Origin of the sequence: Caulobacter sp. Root1472, from assembly GCF_001426985.1 — a bacterium.
Lineage (GTDB): Bacteria > Pseudomonadota > Alphaproteobacteria > Caulobacterales > Caulobacteraceae > Caulobacter > Caulobacter rhizosphaerae.
The window spans coordinates 18,803-35,972 of the sequence record NZ_LMFX01000021.1; the positions used below are offsets into that span (position 1 = coordinate 18,803).

Annotated in this window: 9 protein-coding genes; 4 read left to right on the forward strand and 5 right to left on the reverse strand. The window is 69.6% G+C overall.

Annotated elements, in window-relative coordinates:
• The first annotated feature begins 6 nt into the window (after positions 1-6).
• The 3 genes from ASD47_RS14515 to ASD47_RS14525 are packed head-to-tail and all read left to right on the forward strand — an operon-like array spanning position 7 to position 5,579.
• Entirely contained in the window at positions 7-1,251 is a 1,245-nt protein-coding gene (locus ASD47_RS14515) for a TolC family protein (protein WP_056757844.1), read from the forward strand.
• Positions 1,248-2,408: an efflux RND transporter periplasmic adaptor subunit gene (locus ASD47_RS14520; protein WP_200945262.1), complete on the forward strand. Its 1,161-nt coding sequence runs from the start codon at positions 1,248-1,250 to the stop codon at positions 2,406-2,408. Before ASD47_RS14515 ends, ASD47_RS14520 begins: the two co-directional genes overlap by 4 nt.
• 3 nt (positions 2,409-2,411) lie before the next feature.
• Positions 2,412-5,579, forward strand: a complete 3,168-nt coding sequence (locus ASD47_RS14525; RefSeq protein WP_056757847.1) for an efflux RND transporter permease subunit — start codon at positions 2,412-2,414, stop codon at positions 5,577-5,579.
• Positions 5,580-5,647: 68 nt separating this feature from the next.
• Here the strand turns inward: ASD47_RS14525 and ASD47_RS14530 are convergent, their stop codons facing one another.
• The 5 genes from ASD47_RS14530 to ASD47_RS14550 form a co-directional block, all read right to left on the reverse strand.
• Positions 5,648-8,587, reverse strand: coding sequence for a TonB-dependent receptor (locus ASD47_RS14530; RefSeq protein WP_082564623.1), 2,940 nt, complete (start codon positions 8,585-8,587; stop codon positions 5,648-5,650).
• Positions 8,588-8,924: 337 nt separating this feature from the next.
• Positions 8,925-10,640, reverse strand: a complete 1,716-nt coding sequence (locus ASD47_RS14535; RefSeq protein ID WP_369800308.1) for a glycoside hydrolase 43 family protein — start codon at positions 10,638-10,640, stop codon at positions 8,925-8,927.
• Positions 10,641-10,657: 17 nt separating this feature from the next.
• The gene (locus ASD47_RS14540; RefSeq protein ID WP_056757851.1) at positions 10,658-12,628 is read right to left on the reverse strand and encodes a glycoside hydrolase family 97 protein; all 1,971 of its coding nucleotides are present in this window, start codon (positions 12,626-12,628) and stop codon (positions 10,658-10,660) included.
• A 213-nt stretch (positions 12,629-12,841) separates the two neighbouring features.
• Positions 12,842-13,849, reverse strand: a complete 1,008-nt coding sequence (locus ASD47_RS14545; protein WP_156402254.1) for a LacI family DNA-binding transcriptional regulator — start codon at positions 13,847-13,849, stop codon at positions 12,842-12,844.
• Between the two features lie 161 nt (positions 13,850-14,010).
• On the reverse strand, positions 14,011-15,471 hold the full coding sequence (locus ASD47_RS14550; RefSeq protein ID WP_056757854.1) for a glycosyl hydrolase family 28 protein: 1,461 nt from the start codon (positions 15,469-15,471) through the stop codon (positions 14,011-14,013).
• A gap of 441 nt (positions 15,472-15,912) precedes the next feature.
• Between ASD47_RS14550 and ASD47_RS14555 the strand changes: the two genes are divergently transcribed.
• Positions 15,913-17,169 carry an oligosaccharide MFS transporter gene (locus ASD47_RS14555; protein ID WP_056757857.1) on the forward strand — a complete coding sequence of 419 codons (1,257 nt, stop codon included), beginning with the start codon at positions 15,913-15,915 and terminating at the stop codon, positions 17,167-17,169.
• The last annotated feature ends 1 nt before the right edge of the window (position 17,170 follow it).

Below are 17,170 nucleotides of genomic sequence, written 5' to 3' on the forward strand. Positions count from 1 at the left end.
ATCTCCATGTCATCGAACCGATGGCCGCTACGCGCGGCCTTGGCCTGCGTCGCGTCCGGGGTGCTGGGCGCTTCGGCCGCGGCCCAGACTGCGCCGGCCTTCCCGGACCTGCTGAAACAGGCCCAAGCCTCCGCCCCCCGACTGGCCCTAGGCGCCGCCGAGGCCCGCGCCGCCGCGGGCCAGGCGGCCCAGGCCGCCGTCCGCCCCAACCCGACGCTCGGCCTGACGGTCGAGAACGCCGCCGGCTCCGGCCCTTACAAGGACTTCGGCGGCGCCGAAACGACCCTGTCGATCGACCAGCCGCTGGAGCTGGGCGGCAAGCGCGGCGCGCGGACGTCGGCGGCCAGGGCCGACCTCGCCGCCGCCCAGGCCCGCGCCTCCCTGGGAGAGGTCGACTTCGCCCGGGATCTGGCGCTGGCCTATGCCGGCGCCGAGGCGGCGCAGCAGCGCCTGGCGATCGCCCGCGACGGCGTCGACCTGGCCCAGGCCGACGCCCGGGCCGCCCGCCTGCTGGTCGAGCACGGCAAGGAGGCTAAGGTCCGGGCCGTCCAGGCCGAGGCGGGATTGGCCACGGCGCGGGCCGACCAGGGCGCGGCCCAGGCCGACGCCGAGACGGCCCTGGCTCGCCTCAGCGCCCTGACCGGCTCGGCTGATCGCTATACAGCGGTGACGGGCGGCCTGCTGGAGACCGTCCCGGCCCCGGCGCCGCTGGAGCCTCGCTTCAGCCCGGCCATCGCCGCCGCGCGCGCCGAACGCGACGCCGCCCAGCGCCGCGTCGACCTGGAGCGGGCGCGGCGCACGCCCGATCTCACCGTCAGCTTCGGGGTTCGCCGGTTCCAGGACGAGGACGCCACGGCCGCGGTGTTCGGGATCTCCGCGCCCCTGCCGCTGTTCGACCGCAACCGCGGCGCGGTCGCGGCGGCCACGGCCAACGCCCAGGCCGCCGAGGCCCGGCTGGCCATGGCCCAGGCTGAGCAGGAGGGCGACCGCCGCGCGGCCGCCGCCCAGGTCGCCGCCGCCGACCAGACGCTGGACGCCTCCCGCCAGGGCGAAACGGCCGCCGCCGAGGCCTATCGCCTGGTCAGGATCAGCTACGACGCCGGCCGGCTGCCGTTGTCCGAACTGCTGGCCGCCCGTCGCGACCTGATCGCCGCGCGGGGGCGCGCCGTCGACACCAAGCTGGCCCGCGTCAAGGCGCTGGCCGACCTCGCCCGCGCCCAGGGCCGCATCCCCTTCGGAGTCCAACCGTGATCGTCCGCCGCTCCCTCATCGTTTCCACCATCGCCCTGATCGCCGCCGCCGGGCTCGGCTACGGCGCCGCTCAGCTGTTCCAGGACCGCCCGGCCGCGCCCGCCCCCGCCTCTGAAAAGGACGGCGTCGAGCACGGCGACCATGGCGAGGCCGGCCTCGTGCCGCTCAAGCCGGCCGACGCGGCGGCGGCCGGTGTCTCGATCGTCACCCCCGGGCGCGGCGGCGGGGCCGACATCCTGCTGCCCGGGCGCGTGACCCTGGCCGCCAACGCCCTGGCCGCGCTGGGCGCCCCGGTGTCGGGGGCGGTCGAGCGGGTCCATGTCTCGCCCGGCGCGGCGGTCGCCGTCGGATCGCCGATAGCCACCTTGCGCAGCGCCGACGCCGCCCTGGGTCGAGCCAGCCTCGACGCCGCGGGCGCCGGCGCCAGGGCCGCCCAGGCCGCCGCCAGCCGCGACCGTCGCCTGTTCGAAGCCGGCGTGGTCTCGCGCCAGGACTGGGAAACCAGCCAGGCCGCCGCCGAGAAGGCTCAGGCCGACCAGCGCGCCGCCCAAGCCCAGGTCCGCGCCATGGGCGGGGCCGGCGCCAACGGCGCCACGGTCCTGCGCAGCCCGATCAAGGGGGTGGTCACGCGGCTCGACACCCAGGTCGGCGGCTTCCTGACCCAGGGCGCCCTGGTGGCCGAGATCGCCGACCCGAGCCGCGCGGAATACGTCTTCGACGCGCCCGCCGCCGCCGCCGACGCGATCCGGCTCGGCCAGGTGATCCACGTGCAGACCCCGGACGGCCAGGAGGCCCCGGCCACGATCAGCGCGGTGGCGCCCGGCGCGTCGGGGGGCAACACCGCCGTCGTTCGCGCCACGCCCTCGGGCAAGACCGCCCCCGTCGGGTCCGTCGTCTCGGCGCGGGTGATGACGGGCGCAAACGCCGGCGGCGCGATCATCGTGCCCAGCGAGGCGGTCCAGACCGTCGAGGGCCGTCCGGTCGTCTTCGTGGTCGAGGCCGGCGGGTTCCGCGCCACGCCGGTGACCCCCGGACGGATCGCCGCCGGCTCCACCGAGATCCTGCGCGGCCTGACAGGAACCGAACGCATCGCCGGCAAGGGCGCCTTCCTGCTCAAGGCCGAACTCGGCAAGGGCGAAGCCGGACATGAGGACTAAGCCATGCTCGCGCGCCTGATCGACCTTTCCGTCCACTTCCGCTGGATCGTCGCCTTGCTGGCCATTGCCCTGCTGGCCTATGGCGGAAGCCAACTGGCCGGCCTGCCCATCGACGCGGTCCCCGACATCACCAACCGCCAGGTGCAGATCAACACCATCGCCCCGGCCCTCGGCCCCGAAGAGGTCGAGCGCCAGGTCACCTTCCCGGTCGAGACGGCCCTGGCCGGCATCCCGGGGCTGGTCGAGACCCGCTCGCTGTCGCGGCATGGCTTCTCGCAGATCACCGCCGTCTTCACAGACGCCACCGACCTCTATTTCGCCCGCAATCTGATCAACGAGCGGCTGCAGGCGGCCCGGGCCAATCTGCCCGACGGGCTTGAGCCCGCCATGGGCCCGCCGGTCACCGGGCTGGGCGAGGTCTATATCTGGACGGTCGAGCTGTCGGGCTCCGCGGCGCGGCCTGGCGCGGCCTACGTCACCCCCGAGGGCGACCGCCTGACCACCGACGTCGAGAAGGCCACCTATCTGCGCACGGTCCAGGACTGGATCGTCGCCCCGCAGCTGAAGACCTTGAAGGGCGTGGCGGGCGTCGACGTGCTGGGCGGCTACGTCAAGCAGTACGTGGTCCAGCCCGACCCGGCCAAGCTGGCGGCGTTCGGCATCAGCCTGCCGCAGTTGATCGAAGCCTTGGAGCACGCCAACCGCGTCGAGGGCGCGGGCTATGTCCAGCGCGGCGGCGAGGCCTATATCGTCCGCGCCGACGCCCGGGTGAAGACCCTGGCCGAACTGGTCGAGACCCCCATCGGACGGCGCGGTCCGGCGGTGGTCCGGGTTTCCGACGTCGCCACCGTCGTGGTCGGCCAGGCCCCGCGCCTGGGCTCGGCCAGCGAGGCGGGACGGGAGGTGGTGATCGGCACCGCCCTGATGCTGGCGGGCGAGAACAGCCGGACCGTCGCCGCGCGAGTCGGCGCGCGCCTGAAGGACATCCAGGCCAGCCTGCCGGCCGGCGTGGTGGTCAAGCCGGTGCTGGACCGCACCGACCTGGTCGACGCCACCATCGCCACCGTCGAGCATAACCTGGCCTTCGGCGCCCTGCTGGTCATCGCCGTGCTGTTCGTGGCGCTGGGCAACATCCGGGCGGCGATCATCACCGCCCTCGTCATCCCGCTGTCGTTCCTGTTCGCCGCCATCGCCATGCGGCGGTTCGGGATCAGCGGCAACTTGATGAGCCTGGGGGCGCTGGACTTCGGCCTGATCGTCGACGGGGCGGTGGTGGTGATCGAAAACACGCTGGGCCGACTGACGCTGCGCCGGAAGCAGCTGGGCCGGCCGCTGGACGCCGGCGAGCGGATCGCGATCGCCGCGTCCTCGGCCCGCGAGATGGCGCGGCCCGCCGCCTTCGGCCAGGCCATCATCCTGATGGTCTACGCCCCGCTGCTGGCCTTCGAGGGCGTCGAGGGCAAGATGTTCGGCCCCATGGCGGCGACCGTGATGTTCGCCCTGGCCGGGGCCTTCCTGCTGTCCCTGACCTTCGTGCCGGCCACGGCCGCCCTGCTGATCGGCGAACCGAAGGGGCACGGCGACATCCGGGTCATGACCGCCGCTCGCGCGCGGTTCGAGCCCCTGCTGCGCCGCCTCATGGCGCGGCCGGTCGCGGTGGCGGCGGGCGCCGGGGTTGCCCTGCTGGTCGGCGTCGTCGCGTTCCTGAGCCTGGGTCGCGAGTTCATCCCGACGCTCGACGAGGGCGACCTGATGGTCCAGGCCTCGCGCGTGCCGTCGATCTCGCTGGAACAGAGCCAGGCCATGCAGTTCCGGGTCGAGAAGACCCTGGCGACCATGCCGGAGGTCGCCCTGGTGTTCACCCGCACGGGCACCGCCGAAATCGCCTCGGACCCCATGCCGCCCAGCGCCTCGGACACCTTCGTTATCCTCAAGCCGCGCAAGGACTGGCCCAACCCGCGCCTGCCCAAGGCGGAGTTGGTCGAGCGCATGGAGACGGCGCTGGGCCGGCACCTGGGCAACGCCTACGAGTTCACCCAGCCGATCCAGATGCGGTTCAACGAGCTGATCGCCGGCGTCCGCTCCGACGTCGCCGTCAGCGTCTATGGCGACGACTTCGAGGTCATGGACCAGACGGCTCAGAAGGTCGCCAAGGCGCTGCGCGGGGTGCGTGGCGCGGCCGACGTCAAGGTCGAGCAGGTCTCGGGCCAGCCGACGATCACCGCCACGGTGGACCGCACGGCCGCCGCCGCCCTGGGCGTCCACGCCAGCGACGCCGCCGACGCCCTGGCCATCGGCCTGGGTGGCCGCGAGGCAGGCCACATCCTGGAAGGCGACCGGCGGTTCGACGTCGTCGTCCGCCTGGACGAGGAGCGCCGCAACGATCCGGCCGTCATGGGCCAGCTGCCGGTCATGCCCGAAGGCGCGCCGCCTGGCACGGCGGCGATCCCGCTGTCGACCGTGGCCCGCTTCGACGCCGCCGAGGGCCCCAACCAGATCAGCCGCGAGAACGGCAAGCGCCGGATCATCGTCCAGGCCAATGTCCGGGGCCGCGACCTGGGAAGTTTCGTCGCCGACGCCAAGGCCGCCGTGCGCGACGAGGTTCCGCTCCCTGCCGGCTCGTGGCTCGACTGGGGCGGCCAGTTCGAAAACCTGGAACGGGCCTCCGCCCGCCTGACGGTGATCGTACCGGCCGTCTTCCTGGTGATCGCCGTCCTGCTCTATTTCGCCCTGGGCTCGGCGGCGGAGGCGGCATTGGTCTTCGCCTGCGTGCCTCTGGCCCTGGTCGGCGGGGCGATCGCCCTGGCGCTGCTCGGCACGCCGTTCTCGATCTCGGCCGCCGTCGGCTTCATCGCGGTGTCGGGCGTGGCGACGCTGAACGGCCTGGTGCTGATGCAGAGCATCAAGCAGCAGCTGGCCGCCGGGCTCGAGCCCGTCGAGGCGGTGGTCACCGGCACGGCGAGCCGGCTTCGGGCGGTGCTGACCACCGCCCTCGTCGCCATGCTGGGCTTCCTGCCCATGGCGGTCGCTATCGGCCCAGGAGCGGAGGTGCAGAAGCCTCTGGCCACGGTGGTGATCGGCGGTCTGCTGACCTCCACCGCCCTGACCCTGCTGGCCCTGCCCGTCTTCGCGGCCTGGCTGGCGGCGCGGCGCCGGCGGCCCGCGAGCTGACTGGGCTGTCCGCAAAAAAGGCGCCGCCCCGAAGGGCGGCGCAGCAGGGGGAGGATGAGTGATCGGGTTTAGCCGCCGAACTTGTAGCGGAGGCTAACCCCATAGATGCGGCCGTTGGCGTAGGACTGGCGCAGGATGTCGGTGTCGTAGCCGTTGTCGGGCTCGCCCACATAGCGCTGAGGCGCCTTGTTGGTGAGGTTCGACGCCGTCAGCGACAGGGCCAGGTCCTTGCGCAAGTTGAAGTTCACCGACGCGTCGAGCAGGCCGTAACCCTTCAGGTAGCGGCCGTCGATCGGGTTGGCCGAAACGCCGAACAGCACGTAGTCGGAGCGATAGGTGTAGACCAGGCGAGCCGACATGAAGTCGTTCTCGTAGAGGCCGGCGATGCTGTAGTTGTTGTCCGACTGGAACGGCTGGCGGACATTGGTGACCGGTCCCGAGGCGCCGGTCAGCTTCAGCGGCAGTTCGGTCTTGACGTAGGTGTAGGAGCCCTGGACGCCGAAGTTCTTCAGCATATCCGGCAGGAACCCGTAGTCGAAGAAGGTCTGGAAGGCCAGCTCGACGCCCTTGGCGTAGCCCGGTTGGGCGTTGACCGGCGTGGTGACACGATATTGGCCGGTCGGGCAGCTGTTCGGCGTGGTCCCCGAATAGGGCGCGGCGATCGCCACCGTCTGGCATTGCTCGACGCCCAGGACGAAGCCCTTGACGTCCTTGTAGAACACCGCGGCGGACACGTAGCTGGTGTTGTTGAAGTACTTTTCGAACGACAGGTCGTAGCTATCGGCCCGCAGCGGCGCGAGGTCGGCGTTGCCCTGCGATCCGGTGCCGTTGGTGGTGTTGACCGAGATCGTCGGATTGATGTCGCCGACGCTGGGGCGCGTCAGCCCCTGGCCGTAACCGAACCGCAGCAGGGTGTCGGGGGTGATGTAGCCGGTGATGTTGAAGGTCGGCAGGATGTCGGTGTAGGCGTTGCTGCTCTTGTTGGGGACGATCGTACCCGTGGCGTCGGTGATCCGAGCCTCGGCGTCCAGTTCGGTGCGAACTACCCGCGCGCCGATGTTGCCGCGGATCTTGTCGTTCAGGAACGAGAAGTCGGCCACGCCGTAGCCGGCGAAGGTCTGCTCGGTCGCCAGGCGGCGCGACAGGACGATCTCGGGCAGCGAGTCCTCGGCCGGAATGCCCGCCAGCGGGAAGCGATTGCGGACATTGTCGCCCAGCAGGGCGTCCGGGTTGAAGGTCAGGAAGCCGCCGCCGTAGCCGGCGTCGCCATCCAGCCAATTGGTGTGCGAGCCGTTGACCAGGTCCGCCACGCTGGTGGCGAAGATACCGTTGGACTGGTTGGCCGCCAGGGCGGCGCCGTCGGTCGTCAGGTTCTTGCCGCTGAACGAGTAGTTATAGAACTTCGACTTCTTGCGATAATACCGCGTGCCGAACTTGATGTCCTCGATGAAGCTGTCGTGCAGCTTGTACTTGCCGTCGAACTGGGCCGCCAGGCCGGCGTCATCATAGACGTTGTTCGTGCCGTTGGCGTAGTTCTGGAGAACCCAGCTCCCAGCGCTGCCCAGATCCGGACCCGAGATCGAAACCTGTTGCGGCGCGCCGATGGCTCGGGTGGTGTTCCAGGCCAGGCCCGCCCGGGGAACCATGTTGACGGCGCGGTTGTCCTGATGCTGGTCGGCCTTGACGTAGGAGACGTCCAGTTTCAGGTCCAGGTCGTCGGTCGGGCTCCACTTGCTGCCGCCGGCCAGGATCCAGGTCTTGTAGAGGCGGTGCTCCTCGCCGCCGGTGCTGCTGAAGGTCGAGCCGACGAACGTGCCGCTGGCGAAGCGCTGTCCGGCCAGGATCGCGTCCTCGCCGCCATTGGCGTTGCGGCTGGCCAGGCCTTCGGTGGTGCTGAACGGCGTGGTCGTCAGGTTCTGGACGTAGCGGCTGTCGCTCGAGTTCAGGAACCGGTAGCTCTGGTGATACAGATACGAGTTGTAGTTGCCGTCGATATAGAACTCGAGGTTCGACTTCGGCTTCCACTGGAACGCGCCGTTGACGCCCTTGCGGGTGCGCTGGATGTCTTCTTCGTTCTGATTGATCTGCACGCCGGCGAAGTTGATCAGGTTGGCGCGCTGGGCCGGGGTCATGGCTAGCGCATCGGCGTTGCTGACGGAGATCAGGCAGGACAGGTCCGAACGGCTGGACAGGGTTGCATTATAGGCCCCGCCGAGGTTGGCGGCGCTGCAGTCGCTGCTGTTGGCCGCCGCCGCCCGGCGCAGGTTCGTGCCGCCGGGGCCGGGGCCGTTGTCGGAACGGTTCCAGCTCTTCTGGTAGTTGGCGGCCAGCAGCAGGCCCATCTCGCCCTCGCCGACGTTCCAGCGATTGGCGACCAGGCCGAAGTATTCCGGCTGCAGGCTCTTGACCATGTCGTTGTACTTGCCGCTGATCGCGGCGCTGGCGGTGAAGCCCTTCAGGTCCAGAGGCCGGCGGGTGCGCACGTCGACCAAGCCGCCGATGCCGCCCTCAATATGCTCGGCCGACGGGTTCTTATAGACGTCCAGTCCGGCGATCATGCCGGGAATAGCGGCTTCGATGTTGAACTCGCTGCCGCCGGCGGTGAAGTAGGCGCGGCCGTCGACCTGCGACGCCGTCTGGCCCGACAGACCGCGGATGGTCAGGCCCGAGCCGACGCCGACCGGCGAGGCGCCTTCGCCGCCGTAGCGGTAGCCTTGCACGCCCGGCACGCGGGTCAGGGTCTCGGCGACGTTGGGGTCGGGCAGCTTGCCGATGTCCTCGGCGCGGATCGAGTCCACCACTTCCATGGTGTTCTTTTTCATCGCCACGGCCGACTGCAGGCTCTGGCGGATGCCGGTGACGACGACCTCCTCGACGGCCGCGTCGTTGGCGGGTGCGGCCGCGGTCTGGGCGTTGGCCGCCGTCCAGCCGACCGCCAGCAGGGCGGTCATGGACGCGGTGGCCAGGAGCCGGTGGTGGGTCGATCGGTTATGGGTTGGCTTCGACATGGTTTCCCCTCCTTGTTGTTTCGTTGCGCCCCCTTGTGGGAGCGACGTTAGCGCACGGCCCATCCGGCTCTGCCGTGACGCTCCGACGCGGTTGCGGTGGCCTCTTCGTTTCGCTCCAGAACGGCCCGCGGCGTCGCCGAAGCCATTTCATTTTCGTCTTGGCGGTCATCTCCGCCGCCTTGATACTGTTATCGATATCAAGCGAAATGGCAATATGTCAATTGTCCTACTAATACCCTTTATCGGCCTGGGTGAGACAAAACGATGCCTTTATTCGCCAGGGCGCACGCTGGGGTGGTTATCGATATCATTCCCGCGATATCGACGCCGCGACCGGTCAGGGCGTCACGTCGAACGAGTCGATGTCGGTCCATCCGATCCGGGTGGCGGTGAAGGCCGGCCGGCCCGCGGCCGCCTGGCTGAAGACGCCCATCTGCGCGCCGACCCAACGCCCCGGCTTGCTGACGAACGGCTCGCCGAGCGGCGTGTAGGACACCCCGTCCAGGCTGTAGCTGAACACCACCCGGGCGTGGGTCGAGCGCAGCATCGACGGCGCATAGTGCGGGAAGTTCGGCGGCGGGTCGGCCACCGTGACCGGCGAGGCGCTGAGCTTCAGATAGACGCTGGCCGGCGCGGAGGTCAGGCCGATCGTGACGCGTTCGGGCTGGAAGGCGTCGGCCCCCACGCGGTCCACCCGGACCAGACGTACGCCGTCGGCCGTCTTCTCCAGGCCGATCCAGGCGTAGTCGGCGCCGAACATCACAAGCCCGGCGCGCTCGCCGACCGTCTTGGGCGCGAAGTCGATCCGGGTCGTCGCGCTGAAGGTCGGGCCCGGCAGCTTCTGGGTCAGCAGCGCGCCGGCCTCCCAGAGATTCTCCGGCGAGGAGATCGATTTCAGGCGCAGGGCGCCGGGCTTGGCCGTCAGGCTGGCCCAGTCGTCACTGGGATTGGCGTTCCACTGCCAGGCCAGGGACAGGGCGCCATCGAACGTGTCGCTGGTCGGCGCCGCGACCGGCGCCTGGGCCCCGTCCACCCTGGGCTTGCGCCAGCGCAGCACCGGCTCGCCCCGCCCGTCGCCGTCGAGATCCTGGCCGATCACGGGCCAGCCGCCTTTCCAGGCCATGGGCTCCAGCCAGACCCGCCGGCCGTAGGAGTCGGTGTCCTGGAAGTGCAGGAACCAGTCCTCGCCCTTGGGAGTCGTCATCCAGGCGCCCTGGTGGGGCCCGTTGATCTGGGTCTTGCCCTGGTCGAGCACGTTGCGGCCCTCGTAGGGCCCCAGCAGATCGCGAGACCGGAACACCCCTTGCCAGCCGCCCTTCACGCTGCCGGCGGGGGCGAAGATGTAGTACCAGCCGTCCCGCTTGTAGAGCTTGGGTCCCTCGGTGGTGAACCAGGGCGACGGGCCGAACGTGGTGGCGACCTCCGGCAGCTTGGCCCCGTCAATCAGGGTCACGGGCTCGCCGACCGTCCTGTCCCCCGCCGCGTTCAGGCGACGCGCGGTGATGACGTTGCTGAACCCCGCCCGGCTGCCGGCCCAGGCGTGCACCAGCCAGCCCTGGCCGTCGTCGTCCCAGAACGGCGCCGGGTCGATGGCGCCCTTGCTGTCGTCGACCAGCACCGGCGCGCTCCAGGGTCCGGCCGGATCGCTCGCCGTGACCCGGAAAATCCCGAAGTCCGGATCGGGGTAGTAGATCATGAACCTGCCGTCGTGGTGACGGATGGCCGGCGCCCAGACGCCTCCGCCGCGCCGCGGCGTGGCATGATGCGCCACGGGCGTGATCCGCGGCAGGGCGTGGCCGATCAGCGTCCAGTTGACCAGGTCGGTCGACTTCAGGATCGGCAGGCCGGGCACGTTGGTGAACGACGAGGCGGTCAGGTAGTAGGCCTCGCCCACCCGAACCACGTCCGGATCGGAATAGTCGCCCGCCAGCACGGGGTTGCGGTAGGTCCCGTCCCCCTGGTCGGCCGCGAAGGGGGGAGGCTCTGGCTGGGCCAGAACCGGCGCGCCGGTGGCGCAGGCCAGAAGCGCGCCCAGGAGGAGGGACTTGACCAACGGCACGGGCGTCTCCGCTATACGGGCTCGAACAGGATGGCCTGGCCGCCGCTGGGCGCCAACGCCAGCGACAGCACCGTCGCGGCGGTGACCGGGACCTTGCGGATGACCACGGGCGTCTCGAACGCCTTGGCCGCGGCGGGACCGTCCGCGAACACCGTCGCCATCCACCGCCCTCGTCCCAGGAACCCCAGCGACGCCTTGAGGACGCGCGGCGACTCGTTGGTCATCGCCCCCAGGAACCAGCGCTTGCCATGACGCCGCGCGACCATGACGTGCTCGCCGATCGCGCCCGACAGCGCCCGGGTCTCGTCCCAGGTGGTCGGGCATTCGTCGAACCATCGAAGGTCGGGCCAGGCGCGGCCGGCGTACTTGTCCGGGGTGTCGTACCAATAGAGGAAGGTCAGCGGATTGTAGTAGACCGCCGCCATCGCCAGCTGGTGGCCGTTGGTCGTCTGGTTCTTCGGGTTGGCGTAGCAGATCGTGTAGTCGATCGGCCCGGCCACCGCCCGCGTGAACGGCAGGGTGACGTTGTGGCGGGCGGTCGGGAACTGCTCGTTGCCCCGCACGCCTTCCAGGGCGACATAGTTGGGCAGGGTCCGCTCCAGGCCGGCCGGACGCAGGTTGTCGTGCAGATTGACCAGCAGCCGGTGCTCGCCGCAGGCCTTGACCAGGTCGAAGATGAAGTCGTTGTCGGCTTGGCGGCCTTCCCAGACGAAGCCGAACTTGATCCCCGCCACGCCCCAGCGCCGATAGGTGTCCAGGATCGCGTCCCGCTGGCGCATGGCCGGCACCCGGTCGACATAGAGGATCATGCCGATCCCCTGGGCGCGGGCCGTGTCGATGATGCGCTGCAGGTCCAGGCCGGCGATCGGGACGGTGGCGTCGCCGGGATCGGTGCCGTCGCCGTACCAGTGGGCGTCGAACTCGACATAGTCGAGCTTCCGCGCGGCCGCGAACGCGACGACCTTCAGGGCCGCTTCGGTGCTGTAGGGCTTGCGGATCCGCACCGCCCTGCCCGGCTTCACCCAGCTGACGTCGCCCAGGATGTTGGGCGTGGCCAGGGTGGGGATCAGGTCGGCGCGCTCGATCAGGCCGGCGACGGTGTCGGCGAGGATCAGAACTCGCCACGGCGTGGTCTGGCCGACGTCGAGCCGGAAGGTCGGGGCCGGCGGCGTGTCGCCGGGGCCGGACCAGCCGGTGGCGCGGCCCGGATAGTGCATCAGATGGACCGTCAGTCCTTCGGCCGGGTCGGCGGCCGGACGCAGCATGGCGCGCGGATAGTGCAGGCGGTCCGATTCGGCGATCAGCACCCCGCTCCCGTCGGCCGCCACGGCGGTGACCGGCAGGTCGGCCAGCGGGCCGACGTCGGAGCTTCCCGTCAGGTCCGGATGCACCACCGGCGCCAGGGCGGCGGGCGTCGAGCGCTGGTATTCGCCTTCGTCCCGGCTGGAATAGACCTCGACGCCGGCGGGCAGGTTGAAGGTCGTGGCCTCGCCGCCCACCGTCACGCTCTGCCCGCCCGGCGCCTGGCGCAGGACGTAGCGAACCGCGCAGCCGGCGTCGTAGGCCCTGGCGACCACGGCGAAGGCGATCCCCGTCCTGGGATCCCGCAGATCGACGGTGATCTCCTCGCAGGCCTGGCTGTAGGTCGCCTTCACGCCGAAGGTCGGCGTCCAGGTCCCCGTCAGACGTCGCCGCGTCGCCGAGACGACCGTCGCGCCCGCTCCAAGTCGGGCCCCATCCGCGAGGTCCAGTCCCAACCGGCTTGGCCGGAGAACCCCGCGGCCGTCGCGCGCGACGCTCCAGGACAGCTGGCCCTGGCGCGTGTCCAGTTCCAGCCGAACCCGCCCGTCCGGCGAGACCACCCGTAGCGGCGCGGAGGTCTCTGTGGGCTTGGCCAGGGCCGCGCTCGCTGCTCCAAGCGGCGCGGTCGCGGCGGCGGCCAGAAGCACGAAGCGACGGCGGTCGACAGGCGAACGGATCATCAGCGCGCCCCGGATTCGCGGCCAAGGCGAGCGCGAACGGGCTTGAAGAACAGGCTGATCATCGAGACCTCCCAGACGGTTCCGGCCTTCGGCGCGCTGGCCGTGGCCTGTTTTCTTTGATCGCCGCCATCGGCCGGGCGAACGATTGATATCGATATCACCCCTCCTCCGACGCCGTCAATCAGAGCCCGACGCGGACCGTGAAAGCGCGCTTCAGCTGGCGGCCGGTGCGGTCGATTGGCGGACGACCAGGGTCAGTTCGGCCAGCACATGCCTGCGCGGCTGGTCATCGTCGGCGTCGCGGCGGGCCAGGCCAGCGGCCAGTTCCACGGCGGTGGCGGCCATGTCGGCGATCGGCTGGTGGATGGTGGTCAACTGCGGCCAGATGGTCGAGGCGACGGGCGTGTCGTCGAATCCGGCGATGCTGAGTTCGGTCGGCACGGCGATTCCCATGCCATGGGCGACGGCGCTGACGGCCGCGGCCATGTCGTCGTTGCTGGCGAAGATCGCCGATGGCCGGCGGCGCAGGCCCAGCAGCTGGCTGGCCGCCGTCAGGCCCGAGCGATAGGTGAAGGCGCCCTCGACGACATAGGCGTCGGGCACCGCCAGGCCCGCTTGCGCCATGGTCGCCCGAAAGCCCTCTTCGCGCCGCGTCGAGGTCGAGTGCGACGGATCCCCCCGGACAAGGGCGATATCGACGTGGCCCAGCGCGATCAGGTGCCGGGTCATCATCGCCGCGCCCTCGAAGTCGTCGATGGCGACGGAGGTCACGTCCGGCGACGGCCTGGCCGTGGCGAAGCTGACGGGCGCGACGCCGGCGGCGGCCAGCAGCTTGAGAATCTTGGCGTCGTCGCACAGCGGCGGCGGCAGGACCACGGCGCCGACCCCCGCTTCGATCAGCTTGGCCACCGCCCGGGCCGGGGTGGGATGGGCGGCCGTGGGCTCGATCAGCAGTTGGCAGCCGATTTCACCGGCCTTGCGGAAGGCGCCCATCAGGAAGGCGCTGAGATTGGACGAGTTGGGATTGGAATACAGCACCCCCACCTGGGCGACGCCGGTTCGTGTCGCGCGCGCCACCGCGTTGGGGCGATAGCCGAGTTCCTCGATCGACTTCAGCACCTTGGCCCGCGCCGCCTCGCTGATGAAGGCGTAGTCGTTGATCACCCGCGAGACCGTCATCGAGGACACGCCGGCGTGCCTGGCGACGTCGTGAAGGGTCACGCCGGGTCGTCGTTTTCCGCTCAAGAGGCTCTCCCCGTGGATCGTCGCGGGCGCGAACGGTCTTTCCACGGGGCATTCTAGCCAAGATTTGGCTTCGACCGCCTAGGCTAAATCGCCGAGCCGCGACCGCGCGGCGGCGCACGGCCGTCCGGCCACCGATCCTATTTGAAGGAAAGACCGCTCACATAGGGGCCCACATCGAGGATCTCGGGCGCCGGTCCGGTCAGTTTGCGGCCGGCGATCGTGACGTTGTCGAAGGTCACGTTGCGCACCGGCCGGTCTGGGGCGTAGCCGGCGATGATCGACGGTCCGGCCCAGCCCGATCCCGTATAGCTGACGTTCCTGAAGTGGACGCCGTCGATCAGCAGGCCCGGGCTGGTGTTGTACTTGGCGTTATAGACCACCCGCAGATTGATCAGCTTGCCCTCCTCGACATGGTCCAAGCGGATGTTGCTGAACGTGACGTCGCGGACGGTGTTGGTGTCGCCGGCGCTGATGGCCATCGCACCCTCGTATTCCGGATCGTCCTCGTCGAGGTTGAGGACGTCGATGTCGTCGAAGACGATGTCCTGCAGGGTGTTGGGCTTGGCGCTGTCGCCATGCAGGCCCACGAACATGGCGTGGGCCACGTCGGGCCAGAAGATCGAGCGGCTGACCCGCACGCGGCGCGTGTCGCCCACGCCGTTCTTGCGGGTGGCGTAGATGGCGACGCTGTCGTCGGAGGTGCGGATGAAGGCCCTGTCGATGTCGACGTCCTGGCAGGCGAAGACGTTGATCCCGTCGGACCACGCGCCCTTGCCGAACGCCTTGACGTCGTGGAACCGCACCTGACGCGACGAACTGCACGCCAGCGAGCCGTGCACCGGATTGAGGAAGGTCGGCCCCTCGATCAGGACATTGGTGGAGTCCTGGACCACCAGTTGGTCGGACTCCAGGAACATCCCGTGGCCGATGATCTTGAGGTTCTCGACCTTGGTCGGCTGGAACACGCCCTGCATCAGCGCGCCGCCCGCCAGATAGATCGTCTGGTTGGAGGCCGCCGGGAAGGACGTCGCGCCGTCCGGCGGGACGTGCAGGCCGGGTCCGTAGACGACGACGCCGGGCCCCGGCGCCGGCCGGGCGATCGGCTCGCCCGCAAGGATGTGCAGGTTGCCCAGGCGGTCGCCGTCGAACTCCACCGAAAGGTTCTGCGGCCGATCGAGGGTGAAATAGACGACGCCGCCCTTCACCGTGGTCTTGACCGCGTTGCGCCGAGGCCGGACCTCGACCCTTCGGAAATCGCCGTTGTTCTTCTGGACCGCGATCTCAACGGTCCCGCGGAAATCGAATTGGACCAGCGAGGCGTCGTGCGGGCGGTCCTGGTCGACCTTGATGTTGTACTCATAGAGATCGCGCCAGGGCCCGCCCGGACGCCGGACCCGCACCGTGAAATCATCGCTGTGCAGGCTGTAGACCAGCTTGGCGGGCGGAGTGGGGTAGATCTGCAGGTTCGGGTCGACCTGCGCCGCCCCGGCCGGGTCGGTGTCGCTCTGGGCGACGGCCGCGCTTGAGAGTCCCAGCGCCAGGAGCAGGGATGCGGCCAGAGTCCTGGCCGCCGATCTGGAACCCCTGTGTCTGCGCATGACGTCACTCCCCGCGGACGGCTGGAGCGCCGTCACTTGATATCGATATCATCGAGTCATAGTCATGTTGGCGGCGCGTGTCACTAGCGGGCTCCAAGCTTGGCGTCGACGGGAAGAGTGAGATCGTCGGGTTCTCGGGTCCGGCATGCCGCCGCCGGAGTCCTCGATATCGTCCGAAAAACGCGGGGCGCCGGCCGAGCCAGGCGCCCCGTTCCCGGAGTCAGGAGAATCCACCCGGGAAAATTCGCAGGACAGGGGCCTAAGGGCCCGAGATAACTGTTATCGATATCATCGCTGAATGGCAAGCCCTTTCCGTTCGGAGCCGGTACGGTGGATTTTGATTGGTATCGATATCTCTTTTCGATTATCACAGAGCGACCCGAGCGGCTCCAGAGCCGCGCCGCCACCTGGCGTCAAACGGGGGAGGAGTCGCTCGAGGCCATGAACAAGAAGAACTACGCGCTGCTCAGCGCCTTTCTGTTCCTCTACTTCTTCGCCCAGGCGATGAGCATCTCGCTGCTGGCCCTGTGGCTCAAGCGTACCCTCGGCCTGACCGGCGCCCAGACCGGCGTGGTGTTCTCGGCCAACTTCATCTTCGCCATGGCCTCGCAGCCGATCTACGGCTTCCTGTCCGACAAGGTGGGCTTCCGCAAGACCATCCTGTGGGTCATCGCCGCCCTGGTGATGCTGTCGGGCGCCTTCTTCGCCTTCGTCTACGGCCCGCTGCTGAAGAGCAACATCCTGCTGGGCGCGGCATTGGGCGGGCTCTATCTGGGCGTCACCTTCATCGCCGGCAGCTACGCCCTGGAGTCCTATGTCGACCGCGTCGGCCGCAAGGACGGGTTCGAATACAGCCGCGCCCGGCTGTGGGGCTCGCTGGGCTTCGCCTTCGCGGCGTTCTTCTCGGGCCGGCTCTACAACATCGATCCGCTGATCAATTTCTCCCTGGCCTCGCTGGCCGGCCTGCTGCTGCTGCCGATCCTGGCCATGACCCGGATCGAGGGCGCCGCCGGCGAGCAGGCCCGTTCGGAAAGCCTCAGGCCGCTGGACGCCCTGGCCATCCTGAAGCTGCCCAAGTTCTGGGGCTTCATGGTCCTGATCCTGGGGGTGACCAACCTCTACCTGGTCTTCGACCAGCAGTTTCCCGCCTACTACGCCTCGCAGTTCGCCGATCCCAAGCACGGCGCGGCGATGTTCGGCTACCTGAACTCGGCCCAGATCTTCGTCGAGGCGGGGATGCTGTTCGTGGCCCCGTTCATCGTCAACCGCACGGGCGCCAAGAACGGCCTCCTGCTGGCGGCCGCGATCATGATCTTCCGCATCACCGGCTCGGGCCTCGTCGAGGGGCCGGTGGCGATCTCGGCGATGAAGATGCTCCATTCTCTGGAACTGCCTATCCTGGCGGTGTCGATCTTCCGCTACATCGCCGCCCATTTCGAGGCCCGGCTGGCCTCGACCCTCTATCTGGTAGGGGTCAGCTTTGGCCATTCCCTGGGCCTGGCCGTCCTGTCGCCGATCGTCGGCAAGTCCTACGACCTGATCGGCTTCCCCCACACCTATCTGCTGATCGCCCTGGGCGCGGCGCTGTTCTGGACCGCCTCGCTGTTCGCCCTGTCGCCGACGCCGGCTTCGGCGAGCAAGGCCGATCCTGCGCTAAAGACCGCCCTCCCCGACGCCGATCTAGCCAAGGTCGACTGAT